General features: G+C 73.2%; 14 protein-coding genes. 5 read left to right on the top strand and 9 right to left on the bottom strand.

Annotation, left to right across the window (positions count from 1 at the left end; genetic code table 11):
- The first annotated feature begins 42 nt into the window (after positions 1 to 42).
- Positions 43 to 2,265, top strand: coding sequence for a hypothetical protein (locus CP982_RS22205; protein WP_150512131.1), 2,223 nt, complete (start codon positions 43 to 45; stop codon positions 2,263 to 2,265).
- 15 nt (positions 2,266 to 2,280) lie between these two features.
- Positions 2,281 to 3,858, top strand: a complete 1,578-nt coding sequence (locus tag CP982_RS22210) for a type 1 periplasmic-binding domain-containing protein (RefSeq protein ID WP_150512132.1) — start codon at positions 2,281 to 2,283, stop codon at positions 3,856 to 3,858.
- 3 nt (positions 3,859 to 3,861) lie between these two features.
- Here the strand turns inward: CP982_RS22210 and CP982_RS22215 are convergent, their stop codons facing one another.
- Entirely contained in the window at positions 3,862 to 4,059 is a 198-nt protein-coding gene (locus CP982_RS22215) for a hypothetical protein (RefSeq protein WP_150512133.1), read from the bottom strand.
- Between the two features lie 131 nt (positions 4,060 to 4,190).
- Positions 4,191 to 5,060, bottom strand: coding sequence for an NAD(P)-dependent oxidoreductase (locus tag CP982_RS22220; protein WP_150512134.1), 870 nt, complete (start codon positions 5,058 to 5,060; stop codon positions 4,191 to 4,193).
- 117 nt (positions 5,061 to 5,177) lie between these two features.
- Between CP982_RS22220 and CP982_RS22225 the strand changes: the two genes are divergently transcribed.
- Positions 5,178 to 5,765 (top strand): TetR/AcrR family transcriptional regulator, encoded by a 588-nt coding sequence (locus tag CP982_RS22225; RefSeq protein WP_150512135.1) that lies wholly within the window; start codon positions 5,178 to 5,180, stop codon positions 5,763 to 5,765.
- 74 nt (positions 5,766 to 5,839) lie between these two features.
- On the opposite strand, the gene metG is transcribed toward CP982_RS22225, so the two are convergent.
- Both metG and CP982_RS41820 read right to left on the bottom strand, forming a co-directional pair.
- Positions 5,840 to 7,468, bottom strand: coding sequence for a methionine--tRNA ligase (gene metG, locus CP982_RS22230; RefSeq protein WP_150512136.1), 1,629 nt, complete (start codon positions 7,466 to 7,468; stop codon positions 5,840 to 5,842).
- A 38-nt stretch (positions 7,469 to 7,506) separates the two neighbouring features.
- Positions 7,507 to 8,814: a VWA domain-containing protein gene (locus CP982_RS41820; protein ID WP_170316470.1), complete on the bottom strand. Its 1,308-nt coding sequence runs from the start codon at positions 8,812 to 8,814 to the stop codon at positions 7,507 to 7,509.
- 245 nt (positions 8,815 to 9,059) lie between these two features.
- Here CP982_RS41820 and CP982_RS22240 point away from each other — a divergent pair, with 245 nt between their 5' ends.
- Positions 9,060 to 11,162 (top strand): PhoX family protein, encoded by a 2,103-nt coding sequence (locus CP982_RS22240; RefSeq protein ID WP_150512137.1) that lies wholly within the window; start codon positions 9,060 to 9,062, stop codon positions 11,160 to 11,162.
- Positions 11,163 to 11,223: 61 nt separating this feature from the next.
- Here the strand turns inward: CP982_RS22240 and CP982_RS22245 are convergent, their stop codons facing one another.
- Positions 11,224 to 12,432 (bottom strand): hypothetical protein, encoded by a 1,209-nt coding sequence (locus CP982_RS22245; protein WP_150512138.1) that lies wholly within the window; start codon positions 12,430 to 12,432, stop codon positions 11,224 to 11,226.
- Positions 12,433 to 12,594: 162 nt separating this feature from the next.
- Complete coding sequence (locus CP982_RS22250) at positions 12,595 to 13,638, bottom strand: LysR family transcriptional regulator (RefSeq protein ID WP_150512139.1); 1,044 nt, start codon at positions 13,636 to 13,638, stop codon at positions 12,595 to 12,597.
- 208 nt (positions 13,639 to 13,846) lie between these two features.
- On the opposite strand from CP982_RS22250, the gene snpA reads away from it, so the two are divergent.
- A complete protein-coding gene (snpA, locus tag CP982_RS22255) occupies positions 13,847 to 14,518 on the top strand; it encodes a snapalysin (protein ID WP_150512140.1) in 672 nt (223 codons plus the stop codon).
- Positions 14,519 to 14,520: 2 nt separating this feature from the next.
- Here the strand turns inward: snpA and CP982_RS22260 are convergent, their stop codons facing one another.
- From CP982_RS22260 to CP982_RS22270, 3 genes are all read right to left on the bottom strand, one after another.
- Positions 14,521 to 16,503 carry an FUSC family protein gene (locus tag CP982_RS22260; protein WP_150512141.1) on the bottom strand — a complete coding sequence of 661 codons (1,983 nt, stop codon included), beginning with the start codon at positions 16,501 to 16,503 and terminating at the stop codon, positions 14,521 to 14,523.
- Positions 16,504 to 16,689: 186 nt separating this feature from the next.
- The gene (locus CP982_RS22265) at positions 16,690 to 17,706 is read right to left on the bottom strand and encodes an endonuclease/exonuclease/phosphatase family protein (RefSeq protein ID WP_150512142.1); all 1,017 of its coding nucleotides are present in this window, start codon (positions 17,704 to 17,706) and stop codon (positions 16,690 to 16,692) included.
- A 57-nt stretch (positions 17,707 to 17,763) separates the two neighbouring features.
- Positions 17,764 to 18,627 carry a hypothetical protein gene (locus CP982_RS22270; RefSeq protein ID WP_229878948.1) on the bottom strand — a complete coding sequence of 288 codons (864 nt, stop codon included), beginning with the start codon at positions 18,625 to 18,627 and terminating at the stop codon, positions 17,764 to 17,766.
- Positions 18,628 to 18,663 lie beyond the last annotated feature (36 nt).

The raw sequence follows: 18,663 nt of genomic DNA on the forward strand, positions 1-18,663 counted from the left end.
CGCTGGGGGTGCGGGGCGCAATCGTGACGCTTCGGGGGACCGGTGTCCGACGACCTGGGATTCGGCAAGCTGCTGGACGACGAAGGCCTGGTCGCCCGGCTGCTCGGCAAGACGGCCAAGGGCCGCAACCGCCCGCTCCTGTACGGGCCCGACCTGCCGGTGGTGTTCCTCACCGGCGGCCCCGGCATGGGCAAGGGACGGCTGCTGCGCCGCGTGCGCGACGAGTTCGGGCGCTACGTCCCGGCCGCGTACGTCGACTGCGCGGCGCCCGTGCTCCGCGACGGCGCCGACCAACGGCTCAGCACCCGCTCGGAGGCCACGGAGGCGCTGCGGGAGCTGGCGGTCCAGTTCGGCGCGTGGGGCGGTGACGGCGGGCCGATCGGCGCCCCGCGCCTGTACGCGGGCCTGGTGGCGGTCGCCGCGGGCGACGCCCTCGCCAACCCGGCCGACGGCCTGGGAGAGGTGCGCCGCTACGACGACCTGCTGCCCAGGGGCTCGTTCTGGGGCGGCGTGCTGCACCGCGCCTTCCGCGCCTACCTGGCCGCGCTCGGCGCGCTCCTCGTCGCCCAGCCGCTGGCCACCCCGCTGATCACCGCCATCCTCGACGAGCTCTTCGCGCGGACCTCGTCCGAGGGCAAGGCCGCCCTGGAGGCCTGCTACGGCTCCTACTCGGGCGCGGCCGGACACCCCCGGCTCGGCCTGCACGCGCTCAGCGTCGACTTCCAGCAGGGCGGCGACGCCCGCGCCAACGCGGAGAGCTTCCTGTTCCGGGCGCTGCGCGAGGACGTGGAGGCCGCCTACACCTCCGTGCGCGGCCGCGTCGCGCGCGCCGGACGGCCCGTCGTCCTGCTCGACCACGCCGACGACAGCGTCGGCCGCCGACTGCTCCGGTCCGTGCTGCTCGACCGCGAGAGCGGCCACCACGACCGCGTCGTCGTCCTCGCCACCGCACGCCGCGCGGACGGCGGCCGCTTCCTGTACCGCTCGCCGGACGCCTCCGCCGGAGCCGAGGACGCCCCGGCCGTCTGGAGCCCTTCCGACGGCGGCCTGCCCGGCTGGGCGCGAAGACAGGGCGGCGTTCCGGGCCTGGTCGCGCCCGCGCGCGGCGTGCTGCTCGTCCGGATGCCGCTCCTCACCACCGAGCAGCAGAACCACGAACTGGCCCGGCTCCAGGGGCACGGCCGCGACGCGGGCCACCAGCCGGGCGAGCACGCCGCGCGGCTGCGCGTGGAGAGCGCCGTGCACCGGCTCGGCGGCGGCCGCCCCCGGTTCGTCACGCGCCTCGGCGAGGCGGCGGCCACGCTGCGCGTCCCGGACCCGGCCGCGCTCACCGACTGGGCCCTCCTTGACGCGCCGGTGCGCTCCCGGGAGACGTCCGACGCGCCGCCGCGGCCCGTCGCCGAACTGCTCCTCGACGACCTGATCGGGCGGCAGCTCCCCGAGGAGCTGCCGCCCGAGCAGCACGGCCACTGGCTCGACCTGCTCAGCCACCTCTCGGTCGCGCACACGGGACCGTGCGCCCAGCGCCTGATCAGGGCCCGGCAGGGCGACCGGGACGAGCGCCTGTCCGCGTACCGCGTCGCCGAACTCCTCCAGGACAGCGGCTGGCCGCACTGCCCGCGTCACTTCATCGGCGACCGCGGCCTGCGCCACCTCCTGATGCGGCGTCTGTACGGGATGACGGACGGGCCCGGGCAGCGCCGCGGCGCGGTGTGGCGCGCCGACCAGGCGCTGCTGCGGGACCACTTCGCGCCGCTCCCGGGCGCCGGTCCCGACGACGAGGACGGAGCCGACGAGCTGTTCGGCTCGGCGGCCGCGCACGCCGCGCACCACGACCTGGCCGCCCGCGGGGCCGCGCGGGCCGTCGACCACCTGACGCGGACGTTCCCCGCGCGGGACCCGCGCCGGGCCATGGCCGACTGGTGCGGGGAGCTGCTGACCATCGCGGGCGCGCCCTGCGAGGCGCCGCTCGCGGGCACGCCCGACGAGCGGCACGCCCGCGCGCTCGGGGAGAGCCCGGCGGCCGGCGACGACGTGCTGCGCCGCCGCGTGGACCGGCTGCTGCACGCGGTGTGGCTGTACGAGGACCGCACGGGCCCGGTGGACCCCGCGGTCCCCGCCACCTGGCGCCAGCTCCTCGACCGGCTCGGCGACGAGCCGGTGCCGGGCATCGAGGTGCTGTCGCGCACGGCCGGCGAATGGGCCGGACGGGCCCGGGAGAAGCTGCCGCTGCACCCCTGCGCGTGCACGCGGCACATCGGCTGACGAAGGGGGCGGCGAGTGCTGAACTGGCTGTACAACCACGTGTGGGCGACACGTCTGAAGAAGGCCGTCACGATCCTGGTCGTGGCGGCCGTCGGGGTCGCCGTGGGCATCCTGGTGCCGCCCGCCGTGGGCGGGCCCGACCACTGCGCCGACGGCGTGGAGAAGCACGGCGGAGAGTGCGTCGGAGTCAACGGCTCCGGCTACGACTTCGGTACGCCCGAGATCGGCAGGGTGAGCGGTGCGATCGCCGCGGAGAACCGGCGGATCGACGGCGAGCCGCACGTCACCGTGGCGATGCTGCTGCCCCTCCAGCCGGAGTCGGACGCCGAGCGCAAGCAGCTGCGCAGCGATGTGCAGGGCGCCTACCTGGCCCAGTACCGCGCCAACCGCACCGAGCAGAAGCCGCTGATCCGCCTGGTCCTCGCCAACCCGGGCCGGAACTACGCCCAGCAGGCCCGCGTCGTCGACGACTTGGCGGACCTCGCGGACGACGAGAAGCACAACCTCCGTGCCGTCACCGGCTTCAACCTGAGCCTGCGGCACACCGTCGACGCCGTGGACCGGCTCACGAACGAGCTGCGGATCCCGGTCCTGATCAGCCGGGCCAGCGCCGACGAACTCGCCAACGCCGAGCGGCGCGCGGGCAGGCCGCGCTTCCCCGGCCTCGCCCGGGTGATCCCCACCAACCGGCAGCAGGCGGCCGCGCTCGCCGCCTTCCACCACGGCCTGCGCGACGAGGAGACGGTCCTGGTCAAGGACACCCGCCCGGACGACATCTACGTCGAGTCGCTCGCGCGGGCGTTCAGCGGGGACGAGGAGGGCCCGGCGGGCGCGAAGGACCAGGAGTTCACCTCGCCCTCCATCAACGACCCGGGCGAGACCGGCAACGACTTCTCGCTGATCGGCCACAACATCTGCCAGTCCCGGGCGAAGGTCGTCTACTTCGCGGGCCGCCCCGTGCATCTGCGCCTGTTCGCGCTGAAGCTCGCGGAGGTCCCGTGCCGGGGCAAGCGGTACACGGTGGTGAGCGGTTCGGGCGCGGCGACCCTGGACCGGTACATGAGCGACGCGGACTGGCGGAAGCTGCGGGGTGAGCCGAGCGCGAAGGAGCCCACGGTCACCGTGCAGTACACCGCGCCCGGCCACCCCGAGGCCTGGTCGCGGGCGCTTGCGGGGGCGAAGGACCGGCCCGCGCATCTGACCGAGCCGCAGCGGGAGTTGACCGAGCTGCGCGCGCTCACCGACCGGCAGGGCGCCGGTGACATCGGGCCCGTCCGCTACGACGACTCGCGCACGATGCTCGTGCACGACGGCGTGCGCACGATCGCACAGGCCGTCTTCCTCGCCAACGCCCGCTCGGCCGGGGCGGTGCCGCCCCGCGAACGGGTCGCCGCCCAGTGGTCCCGTCTGGAGTCCGCGCACCGGGTGGCCGGAACCAGCGGGTGGGTGTGTCTGACCAACGCGGGCAACCCCTACGACAAGCCCGTGGCGGTGGTCGAACTCGACCCCCGCACCCGCAAGCTGAGGTTCGTGGGGCTCGGGTGGCCCGAGGGGCGCGCCCAGCCGCGCGACTGCGTGGTGCCCAGCGGCTGACGCCTACGCGGCTCTCGTCGGGGAGTCCTGGTGGTCCGCGGCCTCCGCCGTCGCCCACTCCGTCACCAGGCGTTGATACTCACGTCGCTGGTCGGTGCTCAACCGCCCGCCGCAGCGCAGCCACAGCGCACGGATCTCCTCATTCACCTCGTCCGCGGTACGCCGGGGGCGCCGCGTCTCGGAAGCGGGATTCGTGGCCATGCTGTGAAGCGTACGTGCGTGGGCGTGAAGAGGGAGTGAGTCCGGTCACGAAGTGATCAACAGCTCATTGACGGGGTAGAGATCAAGCCACTCGTGCGGGCCCCGGCGCGCGGCCCGCACCGACCGGGCTCTCAGGCGGGCTTCCTCAGGAGGTCCACCAGCTTGCTGAAGCTGTCGGCGCCGTGCCCCGCGTCCGCGCCCCTGCGGAAGGCGTCCAGGACGGCCTGCGGAAACGCCGTGTCCACGCCCGCGTCCGCGTTCGTGTGGACGACGTGCTCCATGCTCGCCATGCCCATCGAGATGCGGTCCACGTCCCCCTCGTGGTTGCCCGCGTCGATGCGGGGTGCGTAGAAGTCGATGAACTGCCGCATGCCCTCGTGGTTCCCGGCGACGTACGGAGCCAGCTCCGCGGCCGAGATGCCGTGCGCGCCCGCGAGGGCGACGGCCTGCCAGTAGGCGAGCATCGCGGGCCAGAAGACGACCATGTTGAGCTGGTACATCAGGGCCGCGGTGCCCGGGTCCTCGCCCCGGTAGTCCGTCTGCCCTGTGATGACCTCCAGGGCCTCGCGGTGCGTGTCGTAGGCCTCGCGCGGGCCGCTGTAGAAGGTCGACATGTCCGGGCTGCCGATGGTGGGCGGCGGGGACAGGACGCCGCCGGTCAGATGGGTGCCGCCCAGGTCCGTCACCCAGCGGGCCGCGGCGCGGGCCTTCTCGGGGACGTCCGAGCTGAGGTTCACCAGGACGCGGCCCGCGACCGCGGCCTCGGCGCCCTGGAGTGCGGTGTACATCGCGTCGTAGTCGATCAGGCTGAGAACCACCAGGTCATTGGCGCGCAGGGCCTCCTCGGGGGTGGCGGCGAGCCGGGCGCCCCGCTCGACGAGCGCGGCGGCGCGCGAGGGGGTGCGGTTCCACACCGTGACCTCGTAGCCCCGGTCCAGATAGGCACCCGCCATGGCCTGCCCCATGGGGCCGAGTCCGATGACCGTTACGGAATGTGACATGAGTGTCCCCTGTTCCAACGAAGAGTTACTAGAACGAGCGCTCTATCTAGGGCGCGGGAGTAACGTAGCACGGCACTAGAACGAACGCTCTACTTAGAGAACGGATAAGGTGACGGGATGAGCGAGTACAGCGCGCCCCCCAGCACGCGCGAGCGGATCGTCGTGGTCGCCGCGCGGCTCATCCAGCGTCAGGGCTACGTCGGCACCGGCATCAAGCAGATCGCCAAGGAGGCCCAGGCCACACTCGGCTCCGTCTACCACTTCTTCCCGGGTGGCAAGGAAGCCGTTGCCGTGGCCGCGATCAAGCGCGGCGAGAAGGAGTTCGGCTGGCTCCTCAAGGACGTGCTCGGCCCCGAGGACGACCCGGCCGCCGCCATCGAGGCGTGCGCCGTGCAACTCGCCGTCGGGCTCCGCGAGTCGGGCTGGATCGACGGCTGCCCCATCACGGCCGCAGCCCTGGAGACCCTGGGCACGGACTCGGAGATCCAGCGGGTGTGCGGCGAGGCGCTGCGCAGCTGGGAGAACATCGTCGCCGAGAAGCTGCTGAGCTGCGGCTTCACGGAGACCGACGCGCGCGAGGTGGCCACGACGGTGATCAGCGCCCTGGAGGGCGCGGAGGTCACGGCCCAGGTGAACCGCAGCGAGGAGCCCCTACGGGCGGCGGGCCGCCAGCTGGCCCGGCTCGTCGGGACGTACCGGGACTGACCACGACAGCCACAACGAGAAGGGCCCGGAACAAACCGTTCCGGGCCCTTCTCGTGTCTCTGCGGGGGAGGCGGCTAGGCCTTCTTCGGCTCCTCGAGACGCGGGAAGAGCACCGCGCCCTTCGTCACCGTCGAGCCCGCGGGCAGCAGGCCCCAGACGCCCGCGTCCTGGACCTTCTGGTCCGCGAGCGCGCCCAGGGACGCCTCGGCGCCGAGGGAGTCCCAGAGCTTCTGGGAGGTGTCCGGCATGACGGCGTTGAGCAGCACGGCGACGCCGCGCAGCGACTCGGCGGCGGTGTAGAGGATGGTGGCGAGGCGGGCCTTGCCCTCCTCGGATTCGTCCTTGGCCACCTTCCACGGCTCCTGCTCCGTGATGTAGCCGTTGACCTGCTTCACGAAGTCGAAGACGGCGAGGATGCCGCCCTGGAAGTCGAGGTCTTCGCCGATCTTCCGGTCCGCCGCGGCGACGGCCTGCGCCAGGCCCTCGTGCACCGCGGTCTCCGCCGGGCCGTCCGCCGCGGCGGCGGGCAGCGCGCCGCCGAAGTACTTGCCGACCATGGCGGCCACGCGCGAGGCGAGGTTGCCGTAGTCGTTGGCCAGCTCGCTGGTGTAGCGGGCGGTGAAGTCCTCCCAGGAGAAGGACCCGTCCTGGCCGAAGGCGATGGCGCGCAGGAAGTACCAGCGGTAGGCGTCGACGCCGAAGTGCGAGGTCAGGTCCTGCGGCTTGATGCCGGTCAGGTTCGACTTCGACATCTTCTCGCCGCCGACCATCAGCCAGCCGTTGGCGGCGACCTTGCCGGGCAGCGGGAGGCCCTGGGCCATCAGCATCGCGGGCCAGATGACCGCGTGGAAGCGGAGGATGTCCTTGCCCACGAGGTGCACGTTCGCCGGGAAGGTGTCGCCGAACTTCGCCGGGTTCTCGTTGTACCCCACGGCCGTGGCGTAGTTGAGCAGCGCGTCGACCCACACGTAGATGACGTGCTTGTCGTCCCAGGGGACCGGGACGCCCCAGTCGAAGGTGGAGCGGGAGATCGAGAGGTCCTGGAGCCCCTGCTTGACGAAGTTCACGACCTCGTTGCGCGCGGACTCGGGCTGGATGAAGCCGGGGTTCGCGGCGTAGTGCTCGAGGAGCTTGTCGCCGTACTCGCTCAGCTTGAAGAAGTAGTTCTCCTCGCTGAGCAGCTCGACCGGCTTCTTGTGGATCGGGCAGAGCTTCTGGCCGTCGTACGCGCCCTCGCCGTCGAGCAGCTCGCCCGGGAGCTTGTACTCCTCACAGCCGACGCAGTACGGGCCCTCGTAGCCGCCCTTGTAGATCTCGCCCTTGTCGTACAGGTCCTGCACGAACTCCTGGACGCGGTCCGTGTGCCGCTTCTCGGTGGTGCGGATGAAATCGTCGTTGGCGATCTCCAGGTGCTCCCAGAGGGGGCGCCAGGCCTCCTCGACGAGCTTGTCGCACCACTCCTGCGGCGTCACGCCGTTCGCCTCGGCCGTGCGCATGATCTTCTGACCGTGCTCGTCCGTGCCGGTGAGGTACCACACCTTCTCGCCGCGCTGCCGGTGCCAGCGCGTGAGCACGTCGCCTGCGACGGTCGTGTAGGCGTGGCCCAGGTGAGGAGCGTCGTTTACGTAGTAGATGGGGGTCGAGACGTAGAACGCCTTCGCGTTCTCGTCCGCTCCCTGCTTCTCGGATCCAGTGGCCGCCATGGTCGAAATCCTAACGGCCCCACGAAGATCGACTCACCTCACGGCCGCGGGCGCCAGGTGGCCAGGAGGCCGTCGTAGAGCTGCTTGTCGGTGAGCTCCTTGGGGGCGGGGCCCGCGAGGAAGTGGGCGGCGTTGTCCGCCTTGAGGCGGCGCAGGTAGTCGAAGGCCTTGCTGTCCCGGTCGCCGAAGGCGACGAAGGAGAAGAAGAGCGGGTGCCGGGCGGCGTCCGCCAGGGCCTGGGTCGCGGGGCCCTTGGTGTCCGGGGCGCCGTCGGTCTGGAAGACCACGAGGGCGGGGCCCTCGCCGTCGGTCTTCTCGTAGTGGGCCACGACCTCCTCGACGGCGCGGTGGTAGCTGGTGCGGCCCATGCGGCCGCAGGCCGCGTGCAGCTCGTCGACGCGGTTCTCGTGGCCGGCGGGGGTGAGGGTGCCGGTGCCGTCGATGTCCGTCGAGAAGAAGACGACGTGGACGGTGGCGGTGGGGTCGAGGTGGGCGGCCAGGGCGAGGGTCTGGTCGGCGAGGGCCTGGGCGGAGCCGTCCTTGTAGTACGGGCGCATGGAGCCGGAGCGGTCCAGTACGAGGTAGACCCGGGCGCGGGTGCCCGTCAGACCCCGCTTGCGCAGGGCCGCCCCGGCCGCCTTATACGCCGGGGCGAGGCCCGGCGCCCGCGCCTTGAGCCGGGCCAGACTGAGCGCGGCCTTGGCCGGAGCCTCCCCGACCGCCTCTCCCGGGGCTTCCGCCCCGGGGGCCTCCTGGGCCGGGGCTTCCTCCACCGGGGCTTCCTGGGCCGGGGCTTCCTCCACCGGGGCTTCCTGGGCCGGGGCCTCCGCCTCGGGTTCCTGCGGAGCCGGGGCTTCTTCGGCGGGTGCCTCCGGCTGGGGCGTCTCTATGGGGGCGGGGTCCGCGGGGGTGGGCTCTGCTTCACGGTTGCTCGGCGCCGTGGGCTGTGCCCACCCGTCCCGCCCTGCGGGACGATTGCCCACAGCGGTGGGGGGTGCCTCGCCGTCTTGGTCTGCGGGGTGGTTGTCCACAGCGGGAGCGGGAGTGCTCGTCTCCGTCGGTACATCCTCCGCGGCCTGCGGCTTCTCCGTCGGGGCCGTGGTGGGGGCTTCCCCGTCATGGGCGGGTGGGTGGGCGGGAGCGGCCGACGCGGAGGGGCGGACCGTGACGTTGTCGAAGGCCGCGGCCACGAGGTCCTCCGCCGGGGAGGCCTGGGCCGGGACGGAGAGCTGGGGCTCCGGCTCGGGCGGGGTGGGGGCCTCGGGCCGGGCGGCGGCTTCGGCAGGGGGTGGCGGAGTGGTTCGGCGGCGGCGGAAGGCGCTCCGCAGTCGATCCAGAATGCCCATGTGCGCACCCCTAAGTGTGAGTTCGGCGTGAGTGGGTCCCCGGCCCCGAGGGACACGTAAGGGTATCCGCCGCCCCACCGGACCCACCGGGCCCCCGGCCGAGCCCAGGGGCCAGGTGCGGTTCACGCTCCGTTCACCCGCAGTCCCCCGTCCTGCTGGCAGCCGCCCCTAGCCTCCAGCCGGACCGCGGTCAATCGAGCGAAAACAGCCACACCGCGGCCGATTCGGCCACCCTGGAGGAACCCGTGCGCAAGCTGCTGCCCCTGATCACCTCGCACCCGGGCGGTGCCGGCGGCCGCTCGGCCATGACGTGCCGGTTCCGCTGCGGCGACGCCTGCTTCCACCCGGTGCCGAACACCAGCGACAACGAGTACGTCGGCGACGTCATAGCCGGTGCCCTGAGCCGCCGCTCCGTGATGCGCGCCGCCGCCGTGGTGACCGTGGCCGCCACGGCCGCGGGCGGCGTCGCCCTCGGCCCCGGCGCGGGCGAGGCCGTGGCCGCCTCCCCGGCGGCGTACAAACCCAAGGGCAAGAAGGCCGCCCGCGGCCTGCGGTTCACGCCCGTCGCGCCCAACACGGCCGACAAGGTCACCGTCCCCGACGGCTACCGCCAGAACGTCGTGATCCGCTGGGGCGAGCCCATCCTGCGCGGCGCCCCGGCCTTCGACGCGGACAAGCAGTCCGCGAAGGCACAGGCCGGTCAGTTCGGCTACAACAACGACTTCCTCAGCCTGCTGCCGCTGCGCGGCGAGAGCGAGGAGCACGGCCGCCAGGTGCTCGTGGCCAACCACGAGTACACGGACGAGGTCCTGATGTTCAAGGGCTACGACGCGAAGAACCCGACCCGCGAGCAGGTCGAGATCGCCTGGGCGGCCCACGGCCTGTCCGTGGTCGTCGTCGACGGCGAGCGGAAGACCGGCGCGCTGCGCCCCGTGCCGCGCCACCGCCTCAACCGGCGCCTCACCACCACCAGCAAGTTCCACCTCACCGGGCCCGCCGCCCGCAGCGAGTTCGTCCGTACGAAGGCCGACCCGCGCGGCACCACCGTCCTCGGCACGCTCAACAACTGCTCCGGCGGCACCACCCCGTGGGGCACCACGCTGCACGGCGAGGAGAACTTCAACCAGTACTTCGCGCACGCGGACAAGGTGACCGACCCCACCCAGGCCGCCCGCCTGAAGCGCTACGGCGTCGTCGGCGGTGAGTCCGAGCGCAAGTGGGAGCGCTTCGACGACCGCTTCGACCTGACCAAGGAGCCGAACGAGCCGCACCGCTTCGGCTGGGTCGTCGAACTCGACCCGTACGACCCCGACTCCACGCCGCGCAAGCGCACCGCGCTCGGCCGCTTCAAGCACGAGGGCGCCCAGCCGCGCCTGACCCGCGACGGCCGCCCGGTGGTCTACATGGGCGACGACGAGCGCTTCGACTACGTCTACAAGTTCGTCAGCAGCAAGCGCATGGCCAAGGGCGACTCGCGCTGGGCGCGCGAGCACAACCTCACGCTGCTCGACGAGGGCACCCTGTACGTCGCCAAGTTCACGGGCGACTCCCCGGCCGCGGAGATCGACGGCACCGGCAAGCTCCCGGCCGACGGCGAGTTCGACGGCGGCGGCCAGTGGATTCCGCTGGCCACCGCGTACGCGGGCGGCAAGGCCGTCTCCCACGTCGAGGGCATGACCGCCGACGAGGTGTACGTCTTCACGCGCCTCGCCGGTGACAAGGTCGGCGCCACGAAGATGGACCGCCCCGAGGACATCGAGCCGTCGCCCCGGACCGGCAAGGTGTACGTCGCCCTGACGAACAACAGCGACCGCGGCAAGCCCGGCAAGGCCGGTGCCGACGAGGCCAACCCGCGCAACCTCAACAAGCACGGGCAGGTGCTCGAACTGACCGAGTCCCGCAACCGTCCCGAGTCCACGCGCTTCGCCTGGAACCTCTTCCTCGTCGCGGGCGACCCGAACGACCCGGCCACGTACTTCGCGGGCTTCCCGAAGGACAAGGTCAGCCCGATCTCCTGCCCCGACAACGTGGCCTTCGACCCGCACGGCAACCTGTGGATCTCCACCGACGGCAACCAGCTCGGCTCCCACGACGGCCTGTTCGGCGTGGCCACGAAGGGCGAGCGGCGCGGTGAGCTGAAGCAGTTCCTGACGATGCCGGCGGGCGCGGAGACCTGTGGCCCGCTGGTGCAGGAGCGGCGCGTGCTCGTCGCCGTGCAGCACCCGGGCGAGGTCGACGGCGCCTCCGTCGAGAAGCCCGCGAGCGCCTGGCCCGACGGGCCCGGCAAGATCGTGCGCCCGGCCGTCGTGTCGGTGTGGCGCGCGAACGGCGACGACATCGGCGTCTGAGTACGCGTACGGGGCACCCCCTTCAGCAGGGGGTGCCCCGTCTCCGTACGGCCGTCGGCGATCAGCCGTTCTGCCTGCGGCGGTACATCGCGAAGCCCAGGCCCGCCGCGCCGAGCGCCGCCATGCCGCCGCCCGCGGCGACCAGCGGGGTGCCGGGCGATCCTTCGCCCACGCCGTCGGCGCCCGCCTTGACGCCGCCGTGCGGCACCTTGGTGGAGGTGCCCGGAGCGGTGGTCGGCTTGGCGCCGCCCTTGTGGCCCTCGACCCAGCCCTTCATGGTGCCGTCCGGGTTGAGCACGAAGTGGGCGCCGTTGTGCCGGCCGTACGCGGCCTTGGCACCGGTCTGCTTCAGGGTGTCCCAGACGATCTTCTTGCCGGTGTCGGGGGCCGGGGCGATCATGTCGGCCTCGTACCCGGCCTTGGTCTTGTAGACCTTGGCGTCGAAGCCGGTCTTGCCGAGGTTGGTGTACTCGCGCACGAAGACGCGCTTCTCCGACGGCTGCGGCTTGGGCTTCGGCGGGGTCGGCGTGCCGGTCTTGGTGACCGTGCCGTCGGCGCTCAGCGTGAACGTACAGCCGTCGATCTTCGTGGAGGCGGGCTTGATGTACGCCTTCAGGGAGCCCTTGGCGACGCCGTCCTTGAGGAGCTGGGCCTTGGCGCTGCGCGCGGAGGCGTTCACGTCGACCTTGGCGGTCCAGCCGTGGCCGAGGGCGACGGTGCCCTTGGAGACCCAGCCGCCGGGGACCGGCTTGTCCTTGTCCTTGTCGTCGCCGGAGCCGGTCCTGGTGACGCCGCCGTCGGTGGAGAGCGTGAACGTATAGCCGCTGATCTTGGTGGACGCGGACCGGCCCTCGGCGCTCAGGGAGCCCTTGAGGACGCCGTCCTGGAGGATCTGCGCCTTGGCGGAGCGGGCGGAGGCGTTCACGTCGACCTGTGCGGTCCAGCCGCCGCCGAGGCTGACGGTGCCCTTGGACTCCCAGCCGCCGGGGACGGGCTTGTCCTTGTCCGCGTCCTTGTCCTCGTCCGGCTTGGTCCGGTCGTCGTCGGGCTTGGTGTGGTCGTCCGGAGTCGTGTGGTCGTCCGGCGTCGTCCGGTCGTCCGGGTTCGGCGTGCGGTCGCCGTCGGTCCGGTCGCCCGGCGCGGTGGCGCCGTCGGCCGAGTGCGGGGCCGGCGGGGTGTCGGCGAAGGCAGCGGTGGTGGGGACGGCGAGCGCGGCGATCGCGCCGGTGGCGATGGCGGCGGTGCGGATGGTGCGTCGGGTGGCGCGCATGGCGTGGTTCCCTCGTACTGGTCGGCGTCTTGTCCGTCTTTGTGCCCCTTTGCGGTGGCGACGGATATGAAGCTACGGGCGCCATGTGTGCGTCATCCGTAGGGAACGTAACAACTGGCCGCAGACCGCGACGCAGAACCGTAAAACGGTGGAAAGTGCAGGTCAGAGAGGGGTTGGCCGAAGGTCCCGAGCTGAGTGGGGGCCAAGGTCCCCGGGCGGGGGAACCGCGCGGGGCGGCGGACACGCGGGGGGACGGGTCGCGGGGGGCCCGGCCCCGCGGGTGCCGAGCAGCCAGTCCTGGTAGGCGGGGGCCTCCGCGGCGGCCTCCCAGTACGCGGCCTCCAGCTCGCCGTACACGGCGTTCAGCTCCGTCTCCGTACGGGCCGCCACGTACAGGCGGACGCCCAGGGGGTCGCCGCGCAGGGGTCTGACCGCCATGTCGGGTCTCGCCACCGAGGTGGGCTGGCAGACGGTGACGACCTCGCCGGTGGCCACGAGCGTGGCGGCGGTGAGGTAGTCGCCGTGCAGCACGCGGGGGTTGAGCCCGGCGGATCTCAGCATCCGCCGCAGGCCGTCCCACTCGCCGTCCACGGTCGGGTCGACCATCCAGCGGTCGTCGGCGAGGTCGGTGAGGCTGACGACGGGCTCGTGGGCGGCGGGGTGGTCGGCGGCGAGCGAGACGAACTGCGGCTCGCGGTCGATGAGGACGCGGTGGTCGAGCCCGTCGGGGAATCTGAGCGGGCTGCCCTCCACCTCGTGCACGAACGCGACGTCGAGGCGGCCGTCGGCGACGTCGCGGAGCAGCGCGTTCGCCGATACGTCCATCTGGAGCGAGGTCTCGGTGCCGGGCAGGCTGGCGCGGAGCCTGCGCAGCCAGCCCGGTATGGCGCGGCTCGCCGTGGAGCCGATGCGCAGGCGCGGCTGGCCGTCGGCGGAGCGGGCGGCGGCCGCGCGGGCCTCGGTGACCAGGGCCCGCATCTCGATGACGAGCGGGCGGGCGCGGCTCAGGACGGTGCGGCCGAGCGGGGTCGGGCGGCAGCCGGTGCGCTCGCGGGTGAAGAGCTGGCCGCCCACCGCGTGTTCGATGCGGCGCAGTTGGGTGGTCAACGAGGGCTGGCTCATGCCGAGTTGGCGGGCGGCCTTGTGCAGGCTGCCGCTGTCAGCGATGGCGCAGAGTGCGCGGAGGTGCCTGACCTCGAGCTCCATGGCCGTGAGCGTAGAGCGGGTTGCGGCGGCACACCAGCCTCCCAAACACCCATGGAACCGTAGAAGTTGCCCCTCCGTCCGGTGACCGGATGTGCGGCGATAGGCCCGTGCTATCGGCACCTGCCATCATCCGCGACGCGCCAGGCTGCCCGACACTCACGGATACCGAAACGTTCATCTTTCACCGAACGAGTAGGGAGCCCCCCACATGCACAAGCGTTATGTGTCCGTCGCCGCCGCACTCGGACTCGCGGTCGCCGCGCTCGGTACCTCCTCCGTCGCCTCGGCCGCCACGTCGGCCGACTCGGCCAAGTCCACCAAGGCCACCGTATCGGCCGCCCGGTACGCGGGCTCCGCCGAAGAGGCGGCCGCCAACAAGGCGTTCTTCGAGGCCGTCGTCAAGGCGGTCGCCGAGAAGCGTGCCGCGAACCCCGGCGTCAAGGCCGTCACGGTGACCTACAGCACCCAGCGCGCCCCGTCGTTCCGGCAGCAGATCGCCACGAGCACCTCCATATGGAACGCGGCCGTCTCCAACGTCAAGCTCCAGGAGGGTACGAGCGGCACGAGCTTCGAGTACCGCGAGGGCAACGACCCGCGCGGCTCGTACGCGAGCACCAACGGCCACGGTCGCGGCTACATCTTCCTCGACTACCGGCAGAACCAGCAGTACAACTCCACCCGCGTGACCGCCCACGAGACCGGGCACGTGCTCGGCCTCCCCGACAACTACCGCGGCCCGTGCTCGGAGCTCATGTCCGGCGGCGGCCCCGGCACGTCCTGCCAGAACGCCCAGCCCAACGCGGCCGAGCGCGCCCGGGTCAACCAGCTCTGGGCCAACGGCCTGGCCAAGGCCATGAAGCAGGTCGAGGCAGCCAAGTAGGGCTAGGGCCGCGGTGACGCGATGGCGCGCGCCGCGGCCACCTCCTGGCGGAGGGGTTCCAGGACGCTGTCCTTGGGCCCCGTGAACTCCACCGGCACCGGGACGAGCACCTCCACCTCCCGCAGCGCGGCGGCCAGTTCGCGCAGCTGCCGCACGACTTCCCCGGCCTCCGCCCCCTCGGGGGCGGAGGCTCCGTGCCGTATCCGCACCCGTGCCGCCGTGGTCGCGTCGGCGATCCGCTCCACGGCCACCACCAGCGGCCACCACGCGGCGGCCCGCGCGCCCATGGGCGGCGGTTCGGTAAGGGCCCGCTGGAACTCCGTACGGATGTCGGACAGATCGCGGTAGAGCCGCCGCCGCATCCGGGCCCGCGCGGCGGGATCGCCGCCGCTGCCGTCCTGGCCGAACGCGCACTCCACGTACTCCGCCGTGTCGGCGACCGCGTCCGCGAGCCGGTCCCCGATCCGGGTGTGCCAGCTCTCCGGCCACAGCAGATAGCCCGCGACGAGCGCGATGGCGCAGCCGATGAGGCTGTCGAGCAGGCGGGGCAGCACGAGCCCGAAGCCCTGGTGGTTGAGGACGTCCGACAGGAGCAGGATCACCGGGGTGATGGCGGCGGTCTGGTAGCCGTACCCGCGCGGGGTGAGCGCGGGGATGAGCGTGGCGAGGACGAGCACCACGGGCACGTCCCACCAGCCCCGGTCGACGGCGGAGAGCACGGCGGCGGCCACCACGAGCCCCGCCGCCGTCCCCAGGGCCCGCATCACCGCGCGCGAGAACACCGAGCCGAAGTCCGGTTTCAGGACGAAGGTGACGGTGAGCGCCACCCAGTACGAGCGCGGCACGTCGATGAGGGAGACGAGGGACTGCGCGATGCCGATGCACAGCGCGAGCCGCAGGCCGTAGCGCCAGGAGGCCCCGGAGAGCATGACGTTGCGGGTCGCGCGCCGGGCCCGTACGCGCAGCGCGGCGGGCCGTCCGAGGCGGTCGTCGGCGTGCACGGCGGTGAGCGGGTCGGGGTCGGCGAGGGTGTCGGCGGCGTGCCGCAGCGCCTGGTGGACGGCGCGGGCGGCGGCCCCGTACGCCTCCGGCAGCTCCGCGGGCAGACCGAGGGCGACCGGCTCGTCGTCGGGGCCGCGCGCGATGGCGGCGGCAAGGCCGCGGGCCGCCTCCGGGAGTTCGGGCGGCAGCTCCTCGCCGTACTGGTGGGCGACGGGCGCGGCCTCGACGACCGGGGTGATGGCGTTCAGGACGGCGATGAGCCGCACCAGGTCGGGGCTGCGGCCGTGGTCGCGGGCGCGGCGGGCGAGGACGAGGTCGTAGGCCTGGTTGAGCTGGGCGGTCACGGCGGCGCGGGCCTCGTCGTAGGCGTCCTCACCGGTGTGCTCGGTGCCCGCCGCCTCCAGGAGCGCGGCCACCTTCCGGTACGCGGCCGCGACGGCGGCCCGCTCGGGCACGCCGGACCGCAGGGGCCAGGCGAGCAGCGCGAGCACGAGGACGAGCAGACCGCCGCCGGTCATCAGGGCGGGGGCGAGCCACCACGCGCCGGGGAGCGGCAGACCCGCGCCGATCACCGCGTTGAGCAGCAGCAGGAGCCCCGACACGGAGGCGACGGCGCCGATCGTCGACATCATCCCGGAGACCAGGGCGATGACGGTCACCGCGGCGACGGCGGCCCAGCCGTGGCCGTGCGCGAGCGAGCCCAGCGTGACGCCGAGGGCGCCGAAGAGCTGCGGCACGGCGATGTTCAGGATCCGCATCCGGTACGCGTCGGCGGTGTCGCCGATGACGCCGGACAGGGCGCCCATGCTGGCGAGCGCGCCGTAGGCGGGGTGGCCCACCGCCGTGCCGATCGCCAGGGGCAGCGCTATGGCGACGGCGGCACGGGCGACCGCCGCCCAGGGGACGGGGGCCGGCTGCGGCCTGAGCGACCTGACGAGCCAGTCCGGTGGGGCGAGTGAGGCCAGTGGGGCTCGGCGGCGCATGCGGCCATTATGGCCGTCCCCAACCGCTCGATCGGCGCTCCGCGCCTCGTCCTCAAACGCCGGACGGGCTGAAAGTCTCTGGCTCGGGCCGCATCTCGTCCACAAGCCGCAGACGGGATCCGGTCCGCACCGGCAACCATCAAGCCCGTCCGGCGTTTGAGGACGAGGCCGGAGGCCGAATCCGGGTCAGCCTCGGTGCAGGGTCAGGTCCAGCAGCACCGCGCGGTGGTCGGTGTTGCCGATGGTGAGGAAGCGCGCCTCGTGCGCGGCGAAGTCCGGCGTCGTCAGGACGTGGTCGATCTGCGCGCCGAAGGGCCGGGGCAGCGCCGTGGGCCAGGTGGGTGTCCGGGAGGCCCCGGCGACGCGCGCGCCGTCGCGCAGGCCCGTGTCGAGGATGTGCCGGAACGCCGCGTGGTCCTGCGTGGCGTTGAAGTCCCCGGCCAGGATGGTGGGCCGCCCGTCCCCCGCCGCGGCGTACGCCCGCAGGGAGCCCAGCTCCGCGCGCCAGCGGTCGACGTCGCCGGGCGTGGGCGGCATGGGGTGGGCGAGCTGGAGCCGCACGGCGACGCCCTTGACGTCGGCGACGGCCCCGGGCATGCCGAGCGTCCCGCGCACCCCGGCGGCCCGCTTCAGCGGCACGTTGGCGAGGATGACAGAGCCGTCGGCCCCGTTCCCCCCGGCCGCCACCCGGTAGGGGTACGCCGAGTCCGGCAGCTCCTCGCGCAGCGTGTCCTGGCACGCGCGGTCGCACTCGGACACGAAGACGAGGTCCGGCTCGTGCTCGCGCACGGCCTTGACCAGGCCGGGCGCCCCGCGCCCGAATTCGACGTTGGAGGCGAGGACGCGCAGGTCGGCCAGGGGCGGCCCGTCCGGCTCCGCCACCTTCCCGTACGGCTCCATGAACCAGGCGAGCCCGCCGAGCACGGCCACCGCCCAGACGAGCCCGACGCGCCAGCGCCCGTACGCGGCGAGCAGCAGCGCGAGCGCGGCGGGCGCCAGAAGCCACGGCAGGAAGGCGAGGACCTGCGGCACGGGTGTGAACGCGTCGGTGTCGGCGGCGCGGCAGCCGAGCACGGCGCTCACCCCGGCGAGCAGCAGGCCCGCGGTCCAGGCGGCGAGGCGCCACCTGCCCGGCCGCCGCACGGGGACATCGGCGGGGAACGCGTCCTCAGGGGCGGTGGGCGGTGCCGTCGCGTGCTCCAAGGGGCGGCCTTTCCTCGACGGGACGCCCGCCGGGCGGCGTGCTGTCCGGATCCTCCCTTAGAGACGTGGCGGCTCCACGGAAAGTTTCCCGGCGCGCCTGTGGGAGAGCCACCACATCCCGGCCGCCACGAGCAGGCCGAGGCCCACCAGGACCCAGGCCGTCACCCACAGGGTCCGGGTGAGCGCGTCGTAGACGGCCCCGGCGGCGGCCCGGGACACGTCCGGGGGCAGGTCGTCCAGGGTGAGCGCGCGGCCGACCGCGACGGCGGCGGCGAGCGCGGCGGCTCCGGCGGCCGTGCCGAGGGCGGTGGCGAGGACGGCGTGGCGGCGGTGCGCCGCGAGGAGGATGCCGCCGACGGCGAACACCGCCGCGGCGACCGGCAGCCAGAGGCCCGCGGCCTGGAGCATGCGGAACACCTTCCGGTAGTCGCTCAGATCCTGCGCCTTCATGACCGTGACCTCGGTGTGGCGCACGGGGATGCGGTCGGCGAAGGGCACGCCCTCCTCGCTGAGCTGCCGTTTGACCTGCTGGGTGATCGGCGCGAGGTCGATGGTCACCTCGCCTTCGGAGTCGTTCTCCAGGGCTTGTTCGACGGCCGCGTGCGCGGCGCGGTTCGCCGCGTTCCAGGCGGTGCGGAAGGCCGCCGTCCCGGTGAAGGAGCGGACGGCGTCCCGCACGAACGACTCGACGGTGGACTGCAGCGGCCCCGCGTCGATCTCCTTCACCACGGAGTCGGTGACGGCGTCGGCCACGGCCGCCCGCACGGCCGGGTCCGAGGACAGCGGCGCCATCGTGGCGACGTACCGGTCCGTGTCCTGGATCTCGTACGCCGCCCAGGTCGAGACCACGCCGAGGGGGACCAGGAGGCAGCTGAGGACGAGCAGCACGGTGGAGAGGGCGGCGCGCAGGCGTGGGGGCACGCCTCAAGGCAAGACCCCGGCCGCGAGGGGCGCGAC

The sequence above is a fragment of the Streptomyces spectabilis genome, from assembly GCF_008704795.1.
Classification (GTDB): domain Bacteria; phylum Actinomycetota; class Actinomycetes; order Streptomycetales; family Streptomycetaceae; genus Streptomyces; species Streptomyces spectabilis.